Origin of the sequence: Methylobacterium sp. E-045 (assembly GCF_022829685.1) — a bacterium.
Classification (GTDB): Bacteria; Pseudomonadota; Alphaproteobacteria; order Rhizobiales; family Beijerinckiaceae; genus Methylobacterium.
On the sequence record NZ_JAKSYE010000125.1, the window covers coordinates 431,309 to 451,127 of the forward strand.

The window sequence follows — 19,819 nt, forward strand, 5'->3', positions numbered from 1 at the left end:
GGACAGCCACCATGAAACCGATATTACGGGCCGAGCTTGCCGCAGCCCTCGTCGTCATCGTCTCGACCTCGGCCGCCTTCTCCCACGCGACCCTCCAGCACCGGGAGGCGAGCCCGAATGCGAGCTATCGCGGCGTGGTCCAGATCACCCATGGCTGCAACGGCGAGCCGACCAACCGGGTGAGCGTCACGATTCCCGAGGGCGTCATCGGCGCCAAGCCGATGCCGAAGCCCGGCTGGACGCTGACCACCGAGAAGGGTCCCTACGCCAAAGCCTACCCTTACTATCACGGCGACATTTCCGAAGGCGTGAAGACCATCACCTGGAGCGGCGGCCCATTGCCGGACGACCAGGTCGATGAGTTCACCTTCCTTGCCCGCATCTCCGATGCTTTCGAGCCCGGAGTGACCGTGTACTTTCCGGTCGAACAGGATTGCACGCGTGGCACTTACCACTGGAGCGAGATCCCCAGCCCGGGCCAGGATGCGCATGCACTTAAATCCCCCGCCCCGGCCGTCGCGATCGTTGCGGCGCAGACAAGGGGCCCGTCGCGGGCGGCATCCGCTCCCACCGGGACGATCAAGGCCGGTGACCTCGCCATCGACACGCCGTGGATGCGCGCAACGCCGGGCGGCGCCACCGTTGCCGGCGGCTACGTCCGCATCAGCAATACCGGGCAGCAGGCGGACAAGCTGATCTCCGCCTCCATCCCTCTTGCGGCTTCGGGCTCGATCCATTCCATGACCATGGATGGTGGGGTGATGAAGATGGCCACGGTGGAAGGCGGGCTCCTGCTCAAGCCCGGCGAGACCGTGGAACTGAAGCCCGGTGGCTATCACCTGATGTTCGAGGGGCTGAAGGCTTCGCCGAAGGTAGGCGAATCGATCTCGGGGAATTTGGTGTTCGAGCGCGCGGGCATTGTACCTGTCACCTTCGCCGTCGCGCCGATTGGTGCCAGGGCACCGAACGCGCCCGCAGCGGCCGAACCGTCGGCGGGACAACACCAGCACTGAGCGTCCGATTCCGGACCGCTTTCGCGCATGGCGGTTTCGCCAAGCGCGCTTTCCCCCTTTCCCTGTCCCTTTCAGGACCCGCTGCTCCTCTGCCTCGATTGGGCGGAGTGTTTCGGGGCGCGCGATCCGGAGTTTCCTGCCATGCCGTCGTTACGTCTTCCGGGGGCGTTCGCGCTTACCCTCTTGTCCTCCACATCCGCCTTCGCTCAGGGCGTGGCTAATGCCGAACTGCCCGAACTCAGCGTCCAAGGATCCACGGCTGGTTCACTTACCGTTCCGAGCGTCGCTGCGCAGCGTGCTGCGGTGAACGCCACCGTCGGTTCGGTGGCCTTCTTCGATGCCAAGGACTTCCAGAACCGCTACGCCAACACCTTGCGCGACGTCCTGAAGGATACCCCCGGCGTGTTCGTGCAGCAGCGCTACGGTCAGGAAATGCGCCTGTCGGTGCGCGGCTCCGGCATTTCACGCGGCTTCCACCTGCGTGGGCTCGAACTCCTGCAGGACGGCATCCCGGTGAACGCGGCGGACGGCAGCGGTGACTTCTACCAGATCGATCCGCTCGCCCTGCGTTCGGCCGAGGTCTACAAAGGCGGAAATGCGTTGACATTCGGCGCAACGACGCTCGGCGGCGCGATCAACTTCGTGACGCCCACGGCGCAGACGGCCTTCGCGCCAAACATCCTGCGCGTCGACGGCGGCAGCTTCGGCACCATCCGCGAGAACTTTCAGTTCTCTCGCATCTCCGGCCCGGCCGATTTCCTCATCAGCGGTACGCTGACGAATTCCGATGGGTTCCGGGATCACGAGACCCAGCGGACCCAGAACTTCAACGCCAATGTCGGCTACCAGCTCGCACCCGGCATCGAGACGCGGTTCTACGTCGGCATCTACCTCACCGATCAAAAGCTGCCCGGCACGCTGAGCTTGCTGAACGCGCTCAACGATCCGACCATGGCCAATCCGAGCGCCATTTCGGGCAATCAATCCCGCAAGGTCGAAACGGAGCGGGTGGCCAACCGCACCTCGTTCGCCCTCGACGTGGGCAAGCTCGACATCGACACCTGGGCGATCCACAAATCGCTTTATCACCCGATCTTCCAAGTCATCGACCAAGACGGATGGACTTACGGGATCTCCCCCCATTGGGCCGGTTCCGTCGACATCGCTGGCTATCGCAATGACATGATCCTCGGCTTGCGTGCTTTCGCCGGCCAGAACTCGGCATTGCAATTCCAAAATCTCGCCGGACAGCGCGGCGCGCAGACGCTGAACGCCCTGCAGAGTTCCTCGAACTACGAAGCCTATGGCGAGAACCGCTTCTGGTTCCTGCCTGATCTCGCTCTCATGGCCGGCGCCAAGGCGTTTTCCTCGAACCGAACCTATAGCGACAAGGGCGGCTTCGGTCCCAACCCGGCGGTGAAATTCGACAACCGGACTTATCAGGGAATCAACCCGAAGCTCGGCCTGATCTGGCAGCCGATGTCGGACATCCAGGTTTTCGCCGATATTACCCGCTCGCGCGACGTGCCCGACTTCACCGACTTGACGCAGACGATCGGCATGACGACGCAGTTCGTACCGCTTCAGGCCCAGCGGGCATGGACCTACGAAGCGGGCACGCGAGGCCGCCTCGACCGGCTCGCCTGGGACATCACGCTCTATCGCTCGGAGATCCGCGACGAGCTCATCAACTTCTCCATCAATCCGGGTCTCAACATCCCCGCGGCGACCTTCAATTCGCCGCGCACGGTCCATCAGGGGGTCGAGGCGGCCGTTTCCCTCGACATCATCCGTGACCTCACCGGGGTCGGCGACAGAATCTCGGCGTCGCAGATCTGGACGCACAACGATTTCCGCTTCGTCCGCGATCCGGTCTTTGGCGACAATCGCATCGCCGGCATCCCGCGCGACGTACTGCGCAGCGTCGTCACCTATACCCACCCGAGCGGCTTCCACCTCAGCCCTTCGCTGGATTGGGTGCCGCAAGGCGCCTTCGCGGATCACGCCAACACCCTGCAGGTACCCGGCTACACCCTGGTCAACTTAGAGACGGGCTTCGATTTCTCGAATGGCGTATCGCTGTTCCTCGACGCCCGCAATCTGGCCGATACGCGCTACGTCTCGGATGTGGCGGTGGTGACCAATGCGGCGACCATGGGCGGCGATCCAACCGCGTTCTACCCCGGCGTCGGCCGCAGCTTCTTTGGCGGCGTACGGGCGTCGTTCTGAGGAGGGGCGCTCCGTCGCTTCGGCTAGACCGGCGGAGCGGGTCGGGTGTGCGACTGGATCGCGACCAATTCATGCCTTCCTGTCACCGACCGCATCGATGCTTCGGCTTCCCTGGGCGTCCAGGTCACCGAGCGCGAAAGTACCCGAGGACCTGGGATAGATGAGTTCCCCCACGGGGCTCCCCGTCAGTACAATCCACCAGCCTGGGCTGCACGGTCGGCGTCCGCCGGCACTGCGGCGGGAGCGGCCGGTGCCGCGACGTAGGCGTCAGGCGGGGCGGTACCCGGCTTGAACGCCTCGAGGATCGTACCGGAGCCTTCGCCAGAGCCGGCGCGCATGCCGGACGCGACGTTGACGCGGATCAGCTTGATGCCGGGCGGCACACGGAACGGCGTCGGCGGCTTGTCCTTGAGGGCCTGTTTCAGGAAGTCGAGGGCGACAGGCGCCGCGAGACCGCCACCGGTGGCGCGGTCGCCGAGCGAGCGTGGCTTGTCGAAGCCGATATAGACTCCGACCGCGAGGTCCGGCGAGAAGCCGACGAACCATGCGTCCTTGGCATCGTTCGTCGTGCCGGTCTTGCCGGCGAGCGGCTTGCCGATCTGCTTCAGCAACGTCGCGGTGCCGCGCTGGACCACGCCTTCCATGATCGAGACCATCTGATAGGCGGTGAGCGGATCGAGGACCTGCTCCGAATCGTCCACCAGCTTCGGCTCGTCCTGGCCGGACCATTTCTCCGCGTCGCAGCCGAGACACTTGCGGTTGTCGTGCTTGTAGATGGTTTCACCGACACGATCCTGGATGCGGTCGATGAGGGTCGGGCGAATACGGCGGCCGCCATTGGCCAGCATGGAATAGGCGGTGACCATGCGCATGACCGTCGTCTCGCCCGCCCCGAGCGACATCGGCAGGACGGGGAGCATATCGTCGTAGACGCCGAAGCGGCGAGCGTATTCGGCGATGAGCGGCATGCCGACATCCTTGGCGAGCCGCACGGTCATCAGGTTCTTCGAATGCTCGATCCCGTAGCGGAGCGTATGCGGGCCACCAGCCTTGCCATCGTAGTTGGAGGGCGACCACGCTTCCTGACCGGGTCCGGCCTCAATGGTGATCGGCGAATCCTGAACGATCGAGGACGGCGTGTAGCCGTTGTCGAGGGCGGCCGAGTAGACGATCGGCTTGAACGACGAGCCCGGCTGGCGCTGGGCCTGCGTCGCGCGGTTGAACTGGCTTTCGTCATAGGAGAAGCCGCCCACCATGGCGTGGACGCGTCCGGTATAGGGATCCATGGCGACGATGGCACCGGAGACCTCGGGGCGCTGGCGCAGCCGGTATTGTCCGCGACCGCCATCGACGGCCTCGACATAGATGACATCGCCGGCATTGAGGGCGGCCGAAGGCGAGCGCCCGGTCCAGCGGGTGCCGTCGGCAGCGATCGTCCCGGTCTCACGGTCCTTCGAGACTTGGCCGGATGCCTCGCGGCGGGGCTGAAGGCCGATCTGCGCCGTGCCTCCCGTCGTGCTCAGGACGACGGCGAGGCGCCAGGGCTGGACGTCGCCGAGGCCCGGCACTTCAGCGACCGCGAGCCCCCAATCGCGGCCGACGAGGTCGACCTTGGCTTGAGCTCCCCGCCAGCCATGGGATTGATCGTAGCGGATCAGGCCGTCCACGAGCGCCTTGCGCGCCCAGGACTGCATCTTCGGGTCGAGGGTGGCGCGTACGGACAGGCCGCCCTCGTAGAGCTTCTTTTCGCCGTAGCGTTCCGTGATCTCGCGACGGACCTCTTCCGTGAAGTAGTTGGCGTTGGCGGCGTTGGCGAAGGCGACACGCGGGTTGACGCCGAGCGGCATCTTACGCGCGGCTTCACCTTCTTCCTTGGTGATGTAGCCGTTCACGGCCATCAGGCCGATGATCTCGTTGCGGCGATCGAGAGCCTTCTGGGTCTGACGATACGGATGATAATTGTTGGGGCCCTTCGGCAGCGCAGCCAGATAGGCCGCCTCGTTGATCGTCAGCTCGTGGACGGACTTGCCGAAATAATCGAGCGCGGCGGCGGCGACCCCGTGCAGGTTGCGGCCGGGCACGATTGTGCCGAGGAAGATCTCGTTGAGGTAGAGCTCGAGGATCTTGTCCTTGGAGTAGGCCGATTCGATCCGAAGGGCGATCAATGCCTCCTTGATCTTGCGGTCGAAGGTCTGCTCGTTGGTGAGTAGGAAGTTCTTGGCCACCTGCTGTGTGATGGTCGAGGCGCCCTGCTTCTTGCCGCTCTTGGCATTGGTCAGGATCGCGCGCACGACCCCCTCGGGGTCGATGCCGCCATGCTTGTAGAAATTCTTGTCCTCGGCCGAGAGGAAGGCCGCCACGACGATCTTCGGCATCGCCTGGATCGGCAGGTAGAGCCGGCGCTCGTTGGCATATTCGGCGAGCAGGCTGCCATCCGCTGCGTGGACGCGGCTCATCACCGGCGGCTCGTAATTGGCGAGGGCAGCGTGGTCGGGGAGATCCTGGCTGTAGGTGTAATAGAAATACGCGCCGGCTGCCGACAGCAGCACGAACAACATCGCCCCGATGCTGAACAGGAAGCCGAAGAAACGAAGGATGAAGCGCATCCGGGTCCCGTCCGTCGATGATCTGCCGCTGCCGGTCCGGCCGAGAGGCGAGGATGACCGAGACCTCGATCGTCCCGGAAAGGCAAGAGTGACGCGACGACCCGCGATCGTTCGGAAGGCGTGGGACGCCTGTTCCGGGCCGGGGCGCCGTGAGCCCCGGTTTCACACCGTATCTATGGTGAAACTGGGGCGATTGCCGCGGAACGGCGCGGCGGCACCGGCCGTGTCAGGGAAGTACGGTTCGCAAAGAACGCGTCGATGGCCTTCGCCATGCCGCCGGTCACGTCGGCTCGCCAGGCTTCCGATTGGAGCAGGTCGAGGTCGTGCTTGCTCGACAGGTAACCGAGCTCAACCAGAACAGAGGGCACGTCGGGAGAGCGCAACACGACGAAGCCGGCCTCGCGATGCGGCTTGGGGCTCATCTCCATCACCGGGCCGAGATAGGACATCAGCCCTTTGGCGAACCCCGAGGAGAAAGTGCGAGTCTCGCGCAGCGTCAATTCCTGAAGGATGTCGGCGATATGACCGGGACCCTCGCCGGAATCCGTGCCGGCGGTGGCGTCCGCCTTGTTCTCGCGTTCCGCGAGCTTGGCCGATTCGGCGTCCGTGGCCTTTTCCGAGCCGGTGTAGATCGTGGCTCCGCGCACCTGCGGGGCCGAGGAAATGGAATCGGCATGGATCGACACGAAGAGGTCGGCGCCCGCCTCGCGGGCGATCCGCACGCGCTCGGCCAGCGGAACGAACACGTCGCGATCGCGGGTCATCCGCACCCGGTAGCGTCCCGAGGCTTCGAGCTTGCCGACAAGAGCCTGGGCAAAACCGAAAACGATGTCTTTCTCGAAGATGCCGGTGGCGGCGATGGCGCCCGGATCGATACCGCCATGCCCGGCATCGATCATGATCAACGGCCGGGCATCGGTCGGTTCCGCCTTGGCTTCCTTGCGGGCTGGAGGAGACGGATCGTTCGCCACGGCGGCGCGGCGGAAGGCATCGCGTTCCGCTTTCTGGAACTCCACCGAAAGGAGGGTGGCGCCGTCCCGCATCCGCGTCGTCGTTTCGATGCGCCCCACGGTGGCCGGCTGAGCAAGGTCGACGACGATGCGCGAGCGCCCGGGAGCGAACAGACCGTAGCGGAACGACGAGACCAACCCTTCGCGGCGTCGCCCCGTGTCCGGTCCGAGCTGGAAGTTCACTTCCGCAAGATCGATGACCGCCCGGTCAGGCCGCTCCATGACGAAGGTACGCGCCTCGATCGGCTTCGACAACGTGAGTGTCAGCTTGGTCGATCCGCCCACACCGGTGGAGAGGTCCGCCGCGATGGCGACGGCCGATTGCTGGCCGGATACGGCAGGATTTGTCCGAATGTCGTCCTGAGCCGCAACCGGGACGGCCATCGTCAAGGCGGATAGGATGATCGCGTGGCGCAGCGTGCGAGCGAGAGGCGGCATCGATCCGGCAGTCGTTGTCCTGAAACCAGGAGGCCCTCGGAACCGGCAGACCTCTGGAACCAAGCGGTCTTCGGAAGCGCGAGCGTTCCATAAGGGATACGACCAGGATGGTTAACCGTTCCTCTCCGGCTCCTTAGCGAAGCAGCCGGGATGTTGCTGTGGGGCGACACGGCCGGACCGGATGCCCGCATGGCGCAACGGCGTCAAAGTTGTGACGGCGATGGTCTTGCTGCTTGCCAAGAGCCCGCGACGATCTGTAATGGTAATGTCCCTATCCGGGTGCCGTGCGGTCTCAGTCGCGGCCCGCAAGAGCGTCCTGGCCAGTCGCCGTGTCGCCTCGCAGTCGGCTCTTCGCGTCAGGTCCGTTGGCGTCCTTAAGTCCGGGTAGGTACCGGTGCATGCGGTGATCGTTTCGCCGTGGCGCCGTTCTGGAAATCAGCGGCCGGCAATTGCTCGGCCTCAAAGTCTTCGTGAGGTCAGGGAGCGGATGGACGAACGCACAGCATCGGTTGCCGTTGCTCGTGTTCAAAGCGTACGCGTTTCGCGTGGCGCCGGTTCGCCGTCGGCTCTGGCCAGGTTCAACCCCACCCGCGCCGATTACCGGCGCTTAGCGGCGGTTGACGGCAATCCCTTCCCCAAAGCCCCCCTGGCCCGCCTCTTCGGGCCTGGGCGTGCGCTCCCCCCGGCGGCCGATGGGCCGAGACCGGGCAGCGCTTCGCCGGGACAGTTCGGCTGCAGAAGGACGACGTCGATCGCCATGAAAGTTCGTCATGGCCAACAACAACAAGATGCTCATCGATGCGATGCACCCGGAAGAGACCCGGGTCGTCACGGTCCACGGATCTAGGGTCGAAGAGTTCGACTTCGAAGCTGCAAACCGGCGGCAGCTCCGCGGCAACATCTATCTCGCGAAGGTGACGCGGGTGGAGCCTTCGCTCCAGGCCGCGTTCATCGAATATGGCGGCAACCGCCACGGCTTCCTCGCCTTCAGCGAGATCCATCCCGATTATTACCAGATCCCCCTCGCCGACCGTCAGGCGTTGCTGGAAGACGAGGCACGGGACGCCGAGGAGCACCGCGAGCGCGAGGAGCGCAAGCCGCGCCGCCGTTCGCGCGGGCGCCGCGCCGAGGCCGCGTCCGCCAAGACCGGCGAAACGGTGAGCGCCGAGGATGCGTCCGAGGCCGTCGAGGCACACCCCTACAGCGACCAGACGCCAAAGGATGATGCGCCACAGAACAACGATTCGGGCGAACATCCCTTTGTGCCCGAGGCTGCCAGCCAGGCTGATCCCGTCGCGCCCTCGGAGAACGCCGTTGACGAAACGGTGAAGGACGAAGCCGCTGTGTCCGGCGTCGCCTTCATCGAGCCCGGTTCGGATGCGTCGTCGGACCTGCCGCCCGCTTCTCTCGAAGGAGAGGCCTCCGCCGCGATCGAGTCTCCCGCTATCGGTCTCGAAACGGCTGCTCCCGCGGAGGATGCCGTCGCTGAACCGGTGGCCGAAGGCCATCCGGATGCCTCCGTTCTCGAAAACGAGACCGATGAGAACGACGATTCGGACGAAGACGACTCGGATGAGGACGACGATTCGGACGATGAGGATGACGACGAATCCGACGACGAGGATTCGTACGACGAACATGACGGTGAGGACGGCGAGCACAAGATCGCCCAGGTCGGCGGCAACGGTGACGCTCTGGCTGAGATTCCCGAGCGTCCCCGCACCTATCGCCGTCACTACAAGATCCAGGAAGTGATCAAGCGCCGCCAGATCATCCTGGTCCAGGTGGTCAAGGAAGAGCGTGGCACCAAGGGCGCGGCGCTCACCACCTACCTCTCGCTGGCCGGACGCTATTCGGTCCTGATGCCCAATACCGGTCGTGGCGGTGGGATTTCCCGCAAGATCACCTCGGCCGCCGACCGCAAGCGCCTCAAGGAAGTCGCCCAGGATCTGGAGGTTCCGGAAGGCATGGGTGTGATCCTGCGCACCGCCGGTGCGTCCCGGACCAAGCCTGAGATTAAGCGCGACTTTGAATATCTGATGCGCCTTTGGGAGAGCGTGCGCGAGTTGACGCTGTCCTCCTCCGCGCCGGCCCTAGTCTACGAGGAAGGCTCGCTCATCAAGCGCGCCATTCGCGACCTCTACAACAAGGATATCGACGACATCCTGGTTGCGGGCGACGAGGCTTACCGCGAAGCCCGCGACTTCATGCGGATGCTGATGCCGGGCCAGTCCAAGGTGGTGCAGCCCTACCGCGACCCGACGCCGATTTTCGCGCGACATGGTGTCGAGCAGCAGCTCGACGCGATGTTCTCGACGCATGTGACGCTGAAATCCGGCGGCTACCTTGTCATCAACCCGACCGAAGCCCTTGTCTCCATCGACGTCAATTCGGGCCGCTCGACCCGTGAGCACGACATCGAGGACACGGCTCTCCGCACCAATCTGGAGGCAGCCGAAGAGGTTGCCCGCCAGCTGCGCCTGCGCGATCTCGCCGGTCTCGTCGTCATCGACTTCATCGACATGGAGGAGAAGCGCAACAATCGCGCGGTCGAAAAGAAGCTCAACGATTGCCTGAAGAACGACCGCGCCCGCATCCAGGTTGGTCGCATCTCGCCGTTCGGCCTCCTCGAAATGAGCCGCCAGCGTATCCGCACCGGTATGCTGGAGAGCTCATCGCTCCCTTGTGTCCATTGCGGCGGCTCGGGCTATGTCCGCGCCACGGCATCGGTGGCCTTGCAGATCCTGCGCGCCATTGAGGAGTCACTCCTCAAAAGCACGACCCACAACCTCATCCTGCGCACCCGCACCGAGACGGCGCTCTACATCCTCAACCAGAAGCGTGCGCATCTGCGCGAGTTGGAAATCCGCTTCGGCGTGACCGTCACGATCGCTGCGGACGAGCGACTGGCCGCGACATCGGCGTTCCAGCTCGACCGCGGTGAGTTGGCGATCCGAAGCGAGGGCCCCGTGACGGGAATTCGTGCCGTCGCGATCTCGCCGCAGCTTGAAGCCGACAATGATATCGATAGCGACGAAGAAGAAGAGGCGATCCTCGAGGCTGATGCTGAAGCGGTCGAACCGGAGGCATCACAAGAGAAGTCGAGCGAGGGCGGCGGTGAGGGCCGCTCGGGCGGTCGCCGTCGTCGGCGGCGGCGGCGCGGTGGTCGTCACGAGACTGGTGAGTCGTCAGGGGATCAGGCGACTGGCGAAGATGAGCAGTCCGGCGACGACGATGCGGATGGCGAGAGCCGGGACAACGGCGATCAGACGGGCGAAGGTCTAGACAACCGGGTCCGAGAGAATGAGGGCGAAGGGGCCGTCGTAGCGGATGCTCCGGACGGTGAGGCGACACCCCGCTCCGACTCGTCCGACGACGAAGGTGCCGGTCGCCGTCGTCGCCGTGGACGCCGGGGTGGACGCGGACGCGACCGCAATGACGGCCGTCCGCGTGAAGAAGCCGAGGCGGATCAGAACGAGCCAGTCTCGGCAGACGTGACGACGCCCGTTCCGACCACTGATCTGCCGCAGGAGCCCGTCGAGGTCGAACATGCGACCGTGGCGGTGGATCTGCCGGTGACCGATGCGTCATCGTCCCTGCCCGTCAACACGGCGGCGTCCGAGGCAGCGTCGAACGACACGGTCCCATCGGACATCACCGCCGATCCGGTGCCCACTCCGGTTCCGGCACCCGAACCTGTGGCCGTCGTGCTGACGCCGATTGATCCCGACCGCCCGAAGCGCGCCGGCTGGTGGTCGCGGACCAAAGCAGCATTGACCGGCGAGTGATCCAAAGATCCCGACCGCCGGACATATAATCTAACAGGGTCGCATCCGAATGGGATGCGGCCCTTTTTCTATGCGCTCGACCCGAGCTGCTGTTGCACGGCGTGTTGGACGAAATGCCGAGCGAACCCTCTGGCCCACAGCTTTCTGGCGACATCACCGGAAACACCCGTGTATCCTCAAGGATAAGCAGGATTTTGCACCAGGGATGCGGCTTCCGAATTGAACAGGCCGAAAGTCAGCATCAAAGGGTATTTATTGCGGGGCTTTCAAGTAAGACAATCGTAAATTGGGAATAAGTCGAAGTTTACACTTTTATTTAAACATGTAGTAAACAAATCACGAGAAATGTTTCAGAATGTGGCTTTTTAAGAAGACATCGAAACGAGATTTATTTTGAAAAATCTCACTCTTATACCGTCAACTAGATCGGTCCGTGCGGCGTTTACACTTCGATACTGATTCTCGGAAGACTATCGAACGAGGCGGCTTCCCCGACCTGTTCCGCTCAACGCGGCGCCGGGTCACGCGAACACAGGAGCCGGGAGCGATCTGGGGCCGTTTTTATGTCGATGCCGGAGATATCACCCAAGCCATGACTTCAGGCGTCGAACCGCTTCGACACAGTCGCGTTCAGATCCTGCAAAGGAGAACCGCACGTGGTGTCCACCTTCCGTTGCGTCGAAATCGAGGCCCGGGGTCGCGGCCACGCCAGCCTGTTCCAGCATCCGGCGACAGAAGGATGACGCTTCGTGGGTGAGATCGGCGACATCGGCATAGAGATAGAAGGCACCATCGGCCGGATGTGTTCGCCCGAGACCGAGGGAGGGAAACGCGTCGAGCAGCAGTGCCCGGTTCGCCGCATAGCCGAGACGGATCGTCTCCGCCTCCTCCATCGCGTCGAAAGCCGCCAGCGCCGCGATCTGTGACAGGTAGGGTGCTGAAATGTAGAGGTTCTGCGCCAACCGTTCGACGGGCCGAGCCAGCCAAGGGGGAACCACCATCCAGCCGATACGCCACCCGGTCATGCAATAGGTTTTGGAGAACGAGTTGATGACGATGGCGTCGTCATCGAATTTCAGCGCGGTCTCAGTAGGAAGGCCGTAGCAGAGCCCGTGATAGATCTCGTCCGAGATGAAGGGCAGCCCAAGGTCGCGGGCAGTGGCACAGAGTTCCGCGAGACGGGCAGGCTCGATGACCGTACCCGATGGGTTGGCCGGGCTCATGACCAGGATTCCGGAGAGAGCCTCATGGCGGTGGAGGGCGCGCAGAGCCTCGCTCGTGGGAGCGAAGCGGTCTTCGTCACGCAGAATCATAGGTGCAGGAACGAGGTCCAATGCGTGGAGGATGCTGCGGTAAGCCGGATAGCCTGGCTGTGGAACCGCAACGCGCGCGCCGGCATCGAACAGGCTGAGAAATGCCAGCACGAAGCCGGCTGAGGAGCCGGTGGTGACAACGATCCGATCGGGTGCCACAGTGACACCATAGGTGTCGCGATAATGCCGGGCGATGCGCTCACGCAGGGCCGGGATTCCGCAGGCATCGGTATACGGCAGCCTGCCGGTTTCCAAAGCGCCCTGCGCAGCCTCGATCACGCCACGCGGTGCACGAGCCGAGGGTTGGCCGATTTCCATATGGATCACGCCGTCGCCCTGCCTGTCACGGATCGCGGCGGCGGCCATGATGTCCATGGCAAGGAAGGGTGCCACGCGGCTCGCGCGCAGGGAGATTTTGGCAGAAATGCTGATGTCAGGGCGATCGGCAATGGGTGTCATGGCGCTGGCTTACTCCCCTGCGCCCTTCCCTTCCAGGCCGCCGATGTGTTCCACGACTCCCGTGCGGGATGTGGCGGGTCGCGCGAACAATTGACCCGCCGCCGCGAAAACGCCTAACCCGGTGGCTAACGACCGGTTGTCTCGAGCCTGATCACGGCCGACGGGACGCGACCCCGCGAGGATTAATGCGCCTGCTTCGCCACCTTCTTTCGTCCGTTGCCCTCGCTGGCGCGCTGGCTTCCGGCGTTTCGAGCGCCGTTGCGCAGGCGCCGGCTCCCGCGCAGACCGCCCCGGCCGCAGCCTTTACCGATGTGCAGCGTCAGGCGATCGAGGTGATCATCAAGGATTACCTCGTCAAGAATCCCGATGTGCTGCAGGAGGCTATTGCCGAGGGCGAGCGGCGCCAGCAGGAGACGCAGAAGCTGGCGCAATCCGCAGCCTTGAAAGAATCCCGCGAGGCTCTGGTCAATTCCCCTCACGGCGTCGTGGTCGGCAACCCGACCGGCGACGTCACCCTGGTGGAGTTCTTCGACTACAATTGCGGCTATTGCCGCAAGGCGCTTGCCGACATTCAAACCCTCGTGAAGGGCGATCCAAAGCTGCGGGTGGTTCTGAAGGACTTCCCCGTCCTCGGCGCGGAATCCCTCGAAGCCAGCAAGATCGCGCTGGCGGCCAAGCAGCAGCTCAAAGGCGACAAGCTGTTCGAGTTCCACGTCAAGCTCTTGGAGAGCAAGGGCCGCGTCAACGGCGAGCGTGCGACCGCCTTGGCCAAAGATATGGGCCTTGATATCGCCAAGCTGCAGAAGGATTCGCAGGGGGCGGAGGTGAAGGCAGCGCTCGCGGAGAATGTCGGCCTCGGCGACAAGCTCGGCCTTTCCGGCACGCCCGCTTTCATCATCGGCGACGAGATCATTCCGGGTGCTGTCGGCGTGGAGCCGATCCGCAAAACCATCGGTGATATCCGCCAGTGCGGCCACGCGAGTTGCTAAAGGCTCATGCTCCCCGGCGATTGTTCCAGCCTGCAGCTGTCGTTATCCGGAACGATCGTTTAGGACCACCGCCCCGGCAGCTTGGCGCTGCCGGCGCTTCGAACGCGATGTCATGATTCCCATCCACGTCCTTCATGGACCGAACCTCAACCTTCTGGGGCGCCGCGAGCCTGGGATCTACGGGACCGCGACGCTCGCCGACATCGAGCGCGATCTCCGCCTGCGCGCCGAAACCCTCGGCGTCGCGCTGACCGTACGCCAGACCAATCACGAGGGCGAACTGATCGGTTTCGTGCAGGAAGCGGGCCTTGCCGGCGCCGGCGTGCTCATCAACGCCGCCGCCTATACCCATACGTCCGTTGGTTTGCGTGACGCGATCGCCGGTAGCGGCGCCATCGCAGTCGAGGTGCATCTTTCCAACGTTCATGCGCGCGAAGCTTTCAGGCATGTTTCGCTCATTGCGCCGGTCTGCGCCGGGATCATCTGCGGTTTCGGTCCGCACAGTTACGGTCTCGGTCTGGAAGCCCTGACGCGGTTGCTCCAGGCTCGCCTGCCGTCTCTCCCTTCACTCCTGTCTGACGCTTCGTCGGGCGCCAACTCTCAAGACTGACCGGAATGGCCAAGGTGCCGATGCCTAAGAACGAACCTTTCGATCCCGAGCTCGTGCGCGAACTCGCCAAACTCGTGACCGAGACGGATCTGACCGAGATCGAAGTGGAAAAGGGTGACCTGCGCATCCGCGTCGTGCGCCGGATCGAGCCCGTGCACGTCCAAGTGGCGGCCCCTGCCCCCGCTCCGGCGGTGGCCGCTCCCGCTGCGGCGGCACTCCCCGTAGCCGGACCCGGCGCCGCGAGTGAGCGCGCCAAGGCCGGGGCCGGACATCCGGGCGCCGTGCCCTCCCCCATGGTCGGTACCGCCTATCGCCGTCCCTCGCCGGATGCGAAGGCTTTCGTCGATATCGGCTCTCAGGTGGCGGCAGGCGAGAAACTGCTTCTGATCGAGGCGATGAAGACGTTCAACGAGATCGTCGCGCCCCGCGCGGGCACCGTGACTGCGATCTTCTTCGAGGATGGTCAGCCGGTCGAGTTCGGCGAACCCCTCCTCGTCATCGAGTGATAGCGCCCCCATGTTCGAAAAGATCCTGATCGCCAATCGCGGCGAGATCGCCCTGCGCGTCCTGCGCGCGGCCAAGGAACTCGGGATCGCCACCGTGGCGGTGCATTCGACGGCGGATGCCGATGCGATGCATGTGCGGCTTGCCGATGAGAGCGTCTGCATCGGTCCGCCTTCGGCTCGGGACAGCTACCTCAACATTCCCTCGATCATTGCCGCTTGCGAGATCACCGGCGCGGATGCGGTGCATCCCGGCTATGGCTTCCTGTCGGAGAATGCGCGCTTTGCCGAAGTGCTAGCGCACCACAATATCGGCTTCATCGGCCCCAAGGCCGAGCATATCCGCATTATGGGTGACAAGATCGAGGCCAAGCGGACGGCCAAGCGCCTCGGCATTCCCTGCGTGCCTGGCTCGGAGGGCGGCGTCGAGGACCCCGTCGAGGCCAAGCGCATCGCGGCGGAGATCGGCTATCCAGTGCTTGTGAAGGCCGCATCAGGCGGCGGCGGCCGGGGCATGAAGGTGGCCCGTACGGAAGCCGACCTCGAACAGGCCCTCGACATGGCGCGCACCGAAGCCAAGGCGGCATTCGGTGACGATGCTGTCTATCTCGAAAAGTATCTCGAGAAGCCGCGCCATATCGAAGTCCAGGTTTTGGGCGATGGCCGCGGCCGGGCCATCCATCTCGCGGAACGCGATTGCTCGCTCCAGCGCCGGCACCAGAAGGTCTGGGAGGAAGGCGGCTCACCGGTCATCGATGAGGCGACCCGCGCCGAGATCGGCGGCATCTGCGCGAAGGCAATGCAGGAGCTCGAATATATCGGAGCCGGAACCGTGGAGTTCCTCTACGAGGACGGGCGGTTCTACTTCATCGAGATGAACACGCGCATCCAGGTGGAGCACCCGGTGACGGAGATGATCACCGGGGTCGATCTCGTTGCCGAACAGATCCGCGTCGCCGCCGGTCTGCCACTCTCCCTGACACAGGACGATATCAAGGTGACCGGGCATGCGATCGAATGCCGGATCAACGCCGAGCACCCGGCCACCTTCCGTCCGTCGCCCGGCCTGATCACGTACTTCCATCCGCCCGGCGGACTTGGCGTGCGCGTCGATTCCGCTGCCTATCAGGGATATCGCATCCCGCCGAACTACGATTCACTCATCGGTAAACTCATCGTCCACGGGCGCACCCGCCAAGAATGCCTCATGCGCCTGCGGCGCGCCCTCGATGAGTTCGTCGTCGCCGGCGTCGACACCACCCTTCCCCTCTTTCGCACTCTGGTGCGGAATCCGGAGGTTCTCGACGGAGCGTATGACATTCATTGGCTGGAGGGCTTTCTCGAAGCCGGCGGCCTCGCGGAAACCACGGCCTGAATGGTTTCGACATTCGGCTCAGAGGAACTGCTCCGCTTGAAACTCGTTCTCTGGATGAACAGTTTCTCATTGTGCGCAATCGAAGGTGATTGTCCCCGTGCGGTGAGAGCACGAACCAGTAAGGACAAATGCCATGCGTATCGCAAAGCTCTCCGTCGCCGCCCTACTCTTTGCGGCCTCCCCGGCTCTGGCGCAGTCACCCTCTGGCAACGTCTCGCAGCCTGAGCGGGCTGTGCCGCAGGCTGGCACGACCACGGGCGGCCCGCTCGACAATCCGTCCACGCGCAACGTGCCGCCGGCCACGGGTAGCACGAGCCGTCCGGTTGGCGAGAACGGCATGTCCCCCGGTGCTGGCGCGGTCGAATCCGCGAAAGGTGGGAATGCCGATGAGACGAACAAAGGCATGGGTGCCAATACCGGTTCCACCTCCGGCGGCCCCGCTCGCTAGTCGGTACGCTTCCCCACTGAATCATTCCGATCAGCCGGCCTCAACAGGCCGGCTGATTTGTTTTGATAAACCTCAAGACGGGTGTTTTACTTTCGATCCGTGCGAATTCGCACATGATGCTGGAATACTGTCACCGGCTTTATCGCATGTCTGCTGGTAAATTTCTCCAAGATTTGGTCTCGCGGCGCTCTGCAAAGAAAAAACGGCGCCCGTCCCTGTCGGCGTGACGAGCAACTGTAGCTCACGTCCGCCTTCATCTCCTTTGGAATGCGACACATTGCCGGCTCTCTATCTTTGGAACGTCTTGCTCTGCCGGAGCTTATTCGACCAGCCCGGCCCGGCCAGCGCCAATCTGACACCAGCAGGCAGCTACCGAGAGGCCGACCGTCTACCTTCTTACCGAGATATCAACATGCGCACCCTGACCCTCGCCCTCGTGGCCGCTACCTTGAGCGCCACTGCTGCCCTTGCCCAGTCGCCATCCGTCTACGGTGGTGCGTCGGACCGGATCGTACCGTTGGCTGGTACCAGTGACGGCGGCGTGATCGATCACCCGCCGGTCTACGGTGCCTATCGCGACGCCGAAGGCCGTGTCGACGTGGACGATACCGGCAGCGTCCGCGGCGGATCCTTCATCTCTAACCGCGCCGCGGTTTTCGAAGATTCCGCGAAGGGTGGCAATGCAGAACAGAATCAGCGCTCATACCCCAACCTCGGCACGACCTCGGGTGGTCCGGAATTCTGAAGTCGATTGATTTTCTAGGGTCAGAACGGCGGGGCGGGAGCTCCGCCGTTTTTCGTTGGGCGCTACGCTGGGTTATGGTTCGTTGCTCTGGCTTTCATGCGCCAGAGGCGTCACATTAGCGGCATGCAGCACGACCACGACGGCGACCGCGTGGACATCACTCCGCAGATCCTGCTGAAGGCCTATGCCGCCGGCATTTTTCCTATGGCGGAAGATGCCGATGACCCGACTATCTATTGGGTCGAGCCGAAGGCACGCGGCGTCCTGCCAATTGACCAATTCCATGTCTCCCGGCGGCTCGCCCGCACCATTCGATCCAACCGTTTCGAAGTGCGGACAGATTTTGATTTCTGTGGCGTTATCGCGGGCTGCGCTGCCCCTCGGGGGGATGGTGAGAAGACGTGGATCAACGCGCGCATCCGCGAACTCTACGGCGCCCTTTACGACGCCGGCCACGCGCATACGATCGAAGTCTATGCCGAGGGACGGCTTGTCGGTGGCCTTTATGGCGTCTCGCTCGGAGCCGCCTTCTTCGGCGAGAGCATGTTTCACACCTCTCGTGACGCCTCGAAGGTCGCCCTCGTGCACCTGATGGCAAGACTGCGGATGGGCGGATATCGCCTCGCTGACACACAATTTGTCACGGACCATCTGATCCAGTTCGGAGCCGAAGAGGTTCCGCGCCACGTCTACAAGCGTCGTCTCGCCGAAGCGATCGCTGCCGACGCAGTGTGGGGTGTCTGGCCGAAAGAGCGGGCCGTCAGTGGTGAAGAGGTACTCGCCTCGTTCGCTCAGGAAACGTAGGTCGCGAGCCGCGTCAGCGGCTTCTGTCGAGCGCCATGCGGAGGGCGAGGCTTCCGAGAACGCCGCCCATGATCCAACGCTGGGCCTTCAGCCATCCGTGATTGCGGGACAGGAAGAGAGCAATCGACCCCGCAGCCGTAGCGATCAGCGCATTCACCGCTACGCTGATTGCGATCTGGACGAAACCGAGCATCAGCGTCTGTCCCAGGACCGAACCGCCCGTGGACGTCACGAATTGCGGAAGGAGCGCGAGGTAGAGGATCGCGATCTTCGGGTTGAGGAGGTTGGTAAGGAAGCCCATGGCGAACAGCCGCGTCCGGCTGTCGGGGGCGAGCCGACTCACCTCGAACGGCGACCGGCCGGCGGGCTTCAGTGCCTGCCAGGCCAAATAGCCGAGATAGAGGGCACCGGTCAGTCGGAGCGCATCATACGCGTAGGGGATCGCCAGAATCAGGGCCGTGATGCCGAACGCGGCGCACAGCATGTAGACGACGAAACCCAGCGCGACGCCACCGAGGGAGATGAGGGCCGCCACGCGACCCTGGCAGATCGCGCGGGAGATCAGATAGGCCATGTTCGGCCCCGGCGTCAGCACCATCCCGAGAGAGATGCCCGCGAAGGCCAGGAGGGTGACGGCGTCGGGCATGCTGCGAAACTCTGGGCCCGGCCGACCTTAGCGGAAGATGGCGTCGAAGATCGATTGCGGTTGCTGCGGCGGCGCAGGTGCCGGGCCTTCATTGGTCGGGAAGAACTTTCGCGACGGCTTCTGCTTCGGCTGCACCGGCACGCCGCGGGGCGCCTCCACGTCGACCTGCCCGTTCGGGTTGACCTGCTGCGCCGTCCGGGTCGGGTCGGTATTCTTCGGCCGCCTGGTTTTCTCCGGTTTCGAGGCCATGGCGGGCACATCTTCCTGCTCGCGGGCCTCGGCGATGATGTCGTTGCCGCCTTTGCAGTCCACGAGCCACACGTCGTAGATGGGATGCTCGATGGCATGCAGCCCCGGGCTCGCCGCGAACATCCAGCCGGTGAAGATGCGGCGGTACTTGTTGTCGAGGGTGACCTCGTCGACTTCGAGGAACGCCGTTGTCTTGGGGCTCTCTGTCGGCGGCCGGCTGTAGCAGACGCGCGGCGTCATCTGTAGCGCGCCGAACTGCACGGTCTCGTCCACGGCCACCTCGAACGACACGATCCGCCCCGTGATCTTGTCGAGGCCTGAGAACACCGCGGTCGGATTCTTGATCTTGTCGGCGAGGGCATGCCCCGTCATCGGCAGGCTGAGCGCCGCAGCACTCGCGAACACGATGCCGGCCCTGAGGGCGAGATGCAGATTGCGGTGAACGAGCATGCGGCTTACCCGGCGCGGGACGATGAGGCGTCTGCCCTAAGCCAGGGCGGTCGCGATGTTATGCACGGATAGACAGGGCAAGCATGGTGTAAAAAGGGCGGTGCGACCGTTGGCACCGGGACCGACGACCGCTCCCTCTCGGCG

Annotated in this window: 15 protein-coding genes; 10 read left to right on the forward strand and 5 right to left on the reverse strand. The window is 64.0% G+C overall.

Features of this window, described 5'->3' with window-relative positions; all coding sequences use genetic code 11:
• Window positions 1-11 precede the first annotated feature (11 nt).
• Together MKK51_RS25335 and MKK51_RS25340 are read left to right on the forward strand one after the other, a co-directional pair.
• Window positions 12-1,013, forward strand: coding sequence for a DUF1775 domain-containing protein (locus MKK51_RS25335; RefSeq protein ID WP_243982206.1), 1,002 nt, complete (start codon window positions 12-14; stop codon window positions 1,011-1,013).
• A gap of 141 nt (window positions 1,014-1,154) precedes the next feature.
• On the forward strand, window positions 1,155-3,242 hold the full coding sequence (locus MKK51_RS25340; protein ID WP_243982207.1) for a TonB-dependent receptor family protein: 2,088 nt from the start codon (window positions 1,155-1,157) through the stop codon (window positions 3,240-3,242).
• Window positions 3,243-3,427: 185 nt separating this feature from the next.
• Here MKK51_RS25340 and MKK51_RS25345 read toward each other — a convergent pair whose 3' ends face one another.
• Together MKK51_RS25345 and MKK51_RS25350 are read right to left on the reverse strand one after the other, a co-directional pair.
• A complete protein-coding gene (locus MKK51_RS25345; protein WP_243982208.1) occupies window positions 3,428-5,848 on the reverse strand; it encodes a penicillin-binding protein 1A in 2,421 nt (806 codons plus the stop codon).
• A 173-nt stretch (window positions 5,849-6,021) separates the two neighbouring features.
• Entirely contained in the window at window positions 6,022-7,296 is a 1,275-nt protein-coding gene (locus tag MKK51_RS25350) for an N-acetylmuramoyl-L-alanine amidase (RefSeq protein ID WP_243982209.1), read from the reverse strand.
• Window positions 7,297-8,066: 770 nt separating this feature from the next.
• On the opposite strand from MKK51_RS25350, the gene MKK51_RS25355 reads away from it, so the two are divergent.
• Window positions 8,067-11,084, forward strand: coding sequence for a ribonuclease E/G (locus MKK51_RS25355; RefSeq protein WP_243982210.1), 3,018 nt, complete (start codon window positions 8,067-8,069; stop codon window positions 11,082-11,084).
• 581 nt (window positions 11,085-11,665) lie between these two features.
• Here MKK51_RS25355 and MKK51_RS25360 read toward each other — a convergent pair.
• On the reverse strand, window positions 11,666-12,856 hold the full coding sequence (locus MKK51_RS25360; RefSeq protein ID WP_243982211.1) for a pyridoxal phosphate-dependent aminotransferase: 1,191 nt from the start codon (window positions 12,854-12,856) through the stop codon (window positions 11,666-11,668).
• A 185-nt stretch (window positions 12,857-13,041) separates the two neighbouring features.
• Between MKK51_RS25360 and MKK51_RS25365 the strand changes: the two genes are divergently transcribed.
• The 7 genes from MKK51_RS25365 to aat all read left to right on the forward strand — a co-directional run bounded on the left by MKK51_RS25365 (window position 13,042) and on the right by aat (window position 18,330).
• Window positions 13,042-13,845 carry a DsbA family protein gene (locus MKK51_RS25365; RefSeq protein WP_243982298.1) on the forward strand — a complete coding sequence of 268 codons (804 nt, stop codon included), beginning with the start codon at window positions 13,042-13,044 and terminating at the stop codon, window positions 13,843-13,845.
• Window positions 13,846-13,957: 112 nt separating this feature from the next.
• Window positions 13,958-14,455, forward strand: a complete 498-nt coding sequence (aroQ, locus tag MKK51_RS25370; RefSeq protein ID WP_243982212.1) for a type II 3-dehydroquinate dehydratase — start codon at window positions 13,958-13,960, stop codon at window positions 14,453-14,455.
• 20 nt (window positions 14,456-14,475) lie between these two features.
• On the forward strand, window positions 14,476-14,961 hold the full coding sequence (gene accB, locus MKK51_RS25375) for an acetyl-CoA carboxylase biotin carboxyl carrier protein (RefSeq protein WP_243982213.1): 486 nt from the start codon (window positions 14,476-14,478) through the stop codon (window positions 14,959-14,961).
• 10 nt (window positions 14,962-14,971) lie between these two features.
• Window positions 14,972-16,333 carry an acetyl-CoA carboxylase biotin carboxylase subunit gene (accC, locus tag MKK51_RS25380; RefSeq protein ID WP_243982214.1) on the forward strand — a complete coding sequence of 454 codons (1,362 nt, stop codon included), beginning with the start codon at window positions 14,972-14,974 and terminating at the stop codon, window positions 16,331-16,333.
• Window positions 16,334-16,466: 133 nt separating this feature from the next.
• Complete coding sequence (locus MKK51_RS25385; RefSeq protein WP_243982215.1) at window positions 16,467-16,781, forward strand: hypothetical protein; 315 nt, start codon at window positions 16,467-16,469, stop codon at window positions 16,779-16,781.
• Window positions 16,782-17,193: 412 nt separating this feature from the next.
• On the forward strand, window positions 17,194-17,526 hold the full coding sequence (locus MKK51_RS25390) for a hypothetical protein (RefSeq protein WP_243982216.1): 333 nt from the start codon (window positions 17,194-17,196) through the stop codon (window positions 17,524-17,526).
• A 123-nt stretch (window positions 17,527-17,649) separates the two neighbouring features.
• A complete protein-coding gene (gene aat, locus MKK51_RS25395; RefSeq protein WP_243982217.1) occupies window positions 17,650-18,330 on the forward strand; it encodes a leucyl/phenylalanyl-tRNA--protein transferase in 681 nt (226 codons plus the stop codon).
• Window positions 18,331-18,343: 13 nt separating this feature from the next.
• Here the strand turns inward: aat and MKK51_RS25400 are convergent, their stop codons facing one another.
• Both MKK51_RS25400 and MKK51_RS25405 read right to left on the reverse strand, forming a co-directional pair.
• Window positions 18,344-18,976, reverse strand: coding sequence for a LysE family translocator (locus tag MKK51_RS25400; protein WP_243982218.1), 633 nt, complete (start codon window positions 18,974-18,976; stop codon window positions 18,344-18,346).
• Between the two features lie 27 nt (window positions 18,977-19,003).
• Window positions 19,004-19,597: a DUF2155 domain-containing protein gene (locus tag MKK51_RS25405; RefSeq protein WP_243982300.1), complete on the reverse strand. Its 594-nt coding sequence runs from the start codon at window positions 19,595-19,597 to the stop codon at window positions 19,004-19,006.
• Between the last annotated feature and the right edge of the window lie 222 nt (window positions 19,598-19,819).

Coding starts and splice junctions, on each gene's coding strand:
- MKK51_RS25340 (WP_243982207.1), top strand. CDS start 1,155: ATGCCGTCGTTACGTCTTCCGGGGGCGTTCGCGCTTACCCTCTTGTCC.
- MKK51_RS25345 (WP_243982208.1), bottom strand. CDS start 5,848: ATGCGCTTCATCCTTCGTTTCTTCGGCTTCCTGTTCAGCATCGGGGCG.
- MKK51_RS25360 (WP_243982211.1), bottom strand. CDS start 12,856: ATGACACCCATTGCCGATCGCCCTGACATCAGCATTTCTGCCAAAATC.
- aat (WP_243982217.1), top strand. CDS start 17,650: ATGCAGCACGACCACGACGGCGACCGCGTGGACATCACTCCGCAGATC.
- MKK51_RS25335 (WP_243982206.1), top strand. CDS start 12: ATGAAACCGATATTACGGGCCGAGCTTGCCGCAGCCCTCGTCGTCATC.
- MKK51_RS25365 (WP_243982298.1), top strand. CDS start 13,042: ATGCGCCTGCTTCGCCACCTTCTTTCGTCCGTTGCCCTCGCTGGCGCG.
- MKK51_RS25405 (WP_243982300.1), bottom strand. CDS start 19,597: ATGACGGGGCATGCCCTCGCCGACAAGATCAAGAATCCGACCGCGGTG.
- aroQ (WP_243982212.1), top strand. CDS start 13,958: ATGATTCCCATCCACGTCCTTCATGGACCGAACCTCAACCTTCTGGGG.
- MKK51_RS25400 (WP_243982218.1), bottom strand. CDS start 18,976: ATGCCCGACGCCGTCACCCTCCTGGCCTTCGCGGGCATCTCTCTCGGG.
- accC (WP_243982214.1), top strand. CDS start 14,972: ATGTTCGAAAAGATCCTGATCGCCAATCGCGGCGAGATCGCCCTGCGC.
- MKK51_RS25350 (WP_243982209.1), bottom strand. CDS start 7,296: ATGCCGCCTCTCGCTCGCACGCTGCGCCACGCGATCATCCTATCCGCC.
- MKK51_RS25385 (WP_243982215.1), top strand. CDS start 16,467: ATGCGTATCGCAAAGCTCTCCGTCGCCGCCCTACTCTTTGCGGCCTCC.
- MKK51_RS25355 (WP_243982210.1), top strand. CDS start 8,067: ATGGCCAACAACAACAAGATGCTCATCGATGCGATGCACCCGGAAGAG.
- MKK51_RS25390 (WP_243982216.1), top strand. CDS start 17,194: ATGCGCACCCTGACCCTCGCCCTCGTGGCCGCTACCTTGAGCGCCACT.
- accB (WP_243982213.1), top strand. CDS start 14,476: ATGCCTAAGAACGAACCTTTCGATCCCGAGCTCGTGCGCGAACTCGCC.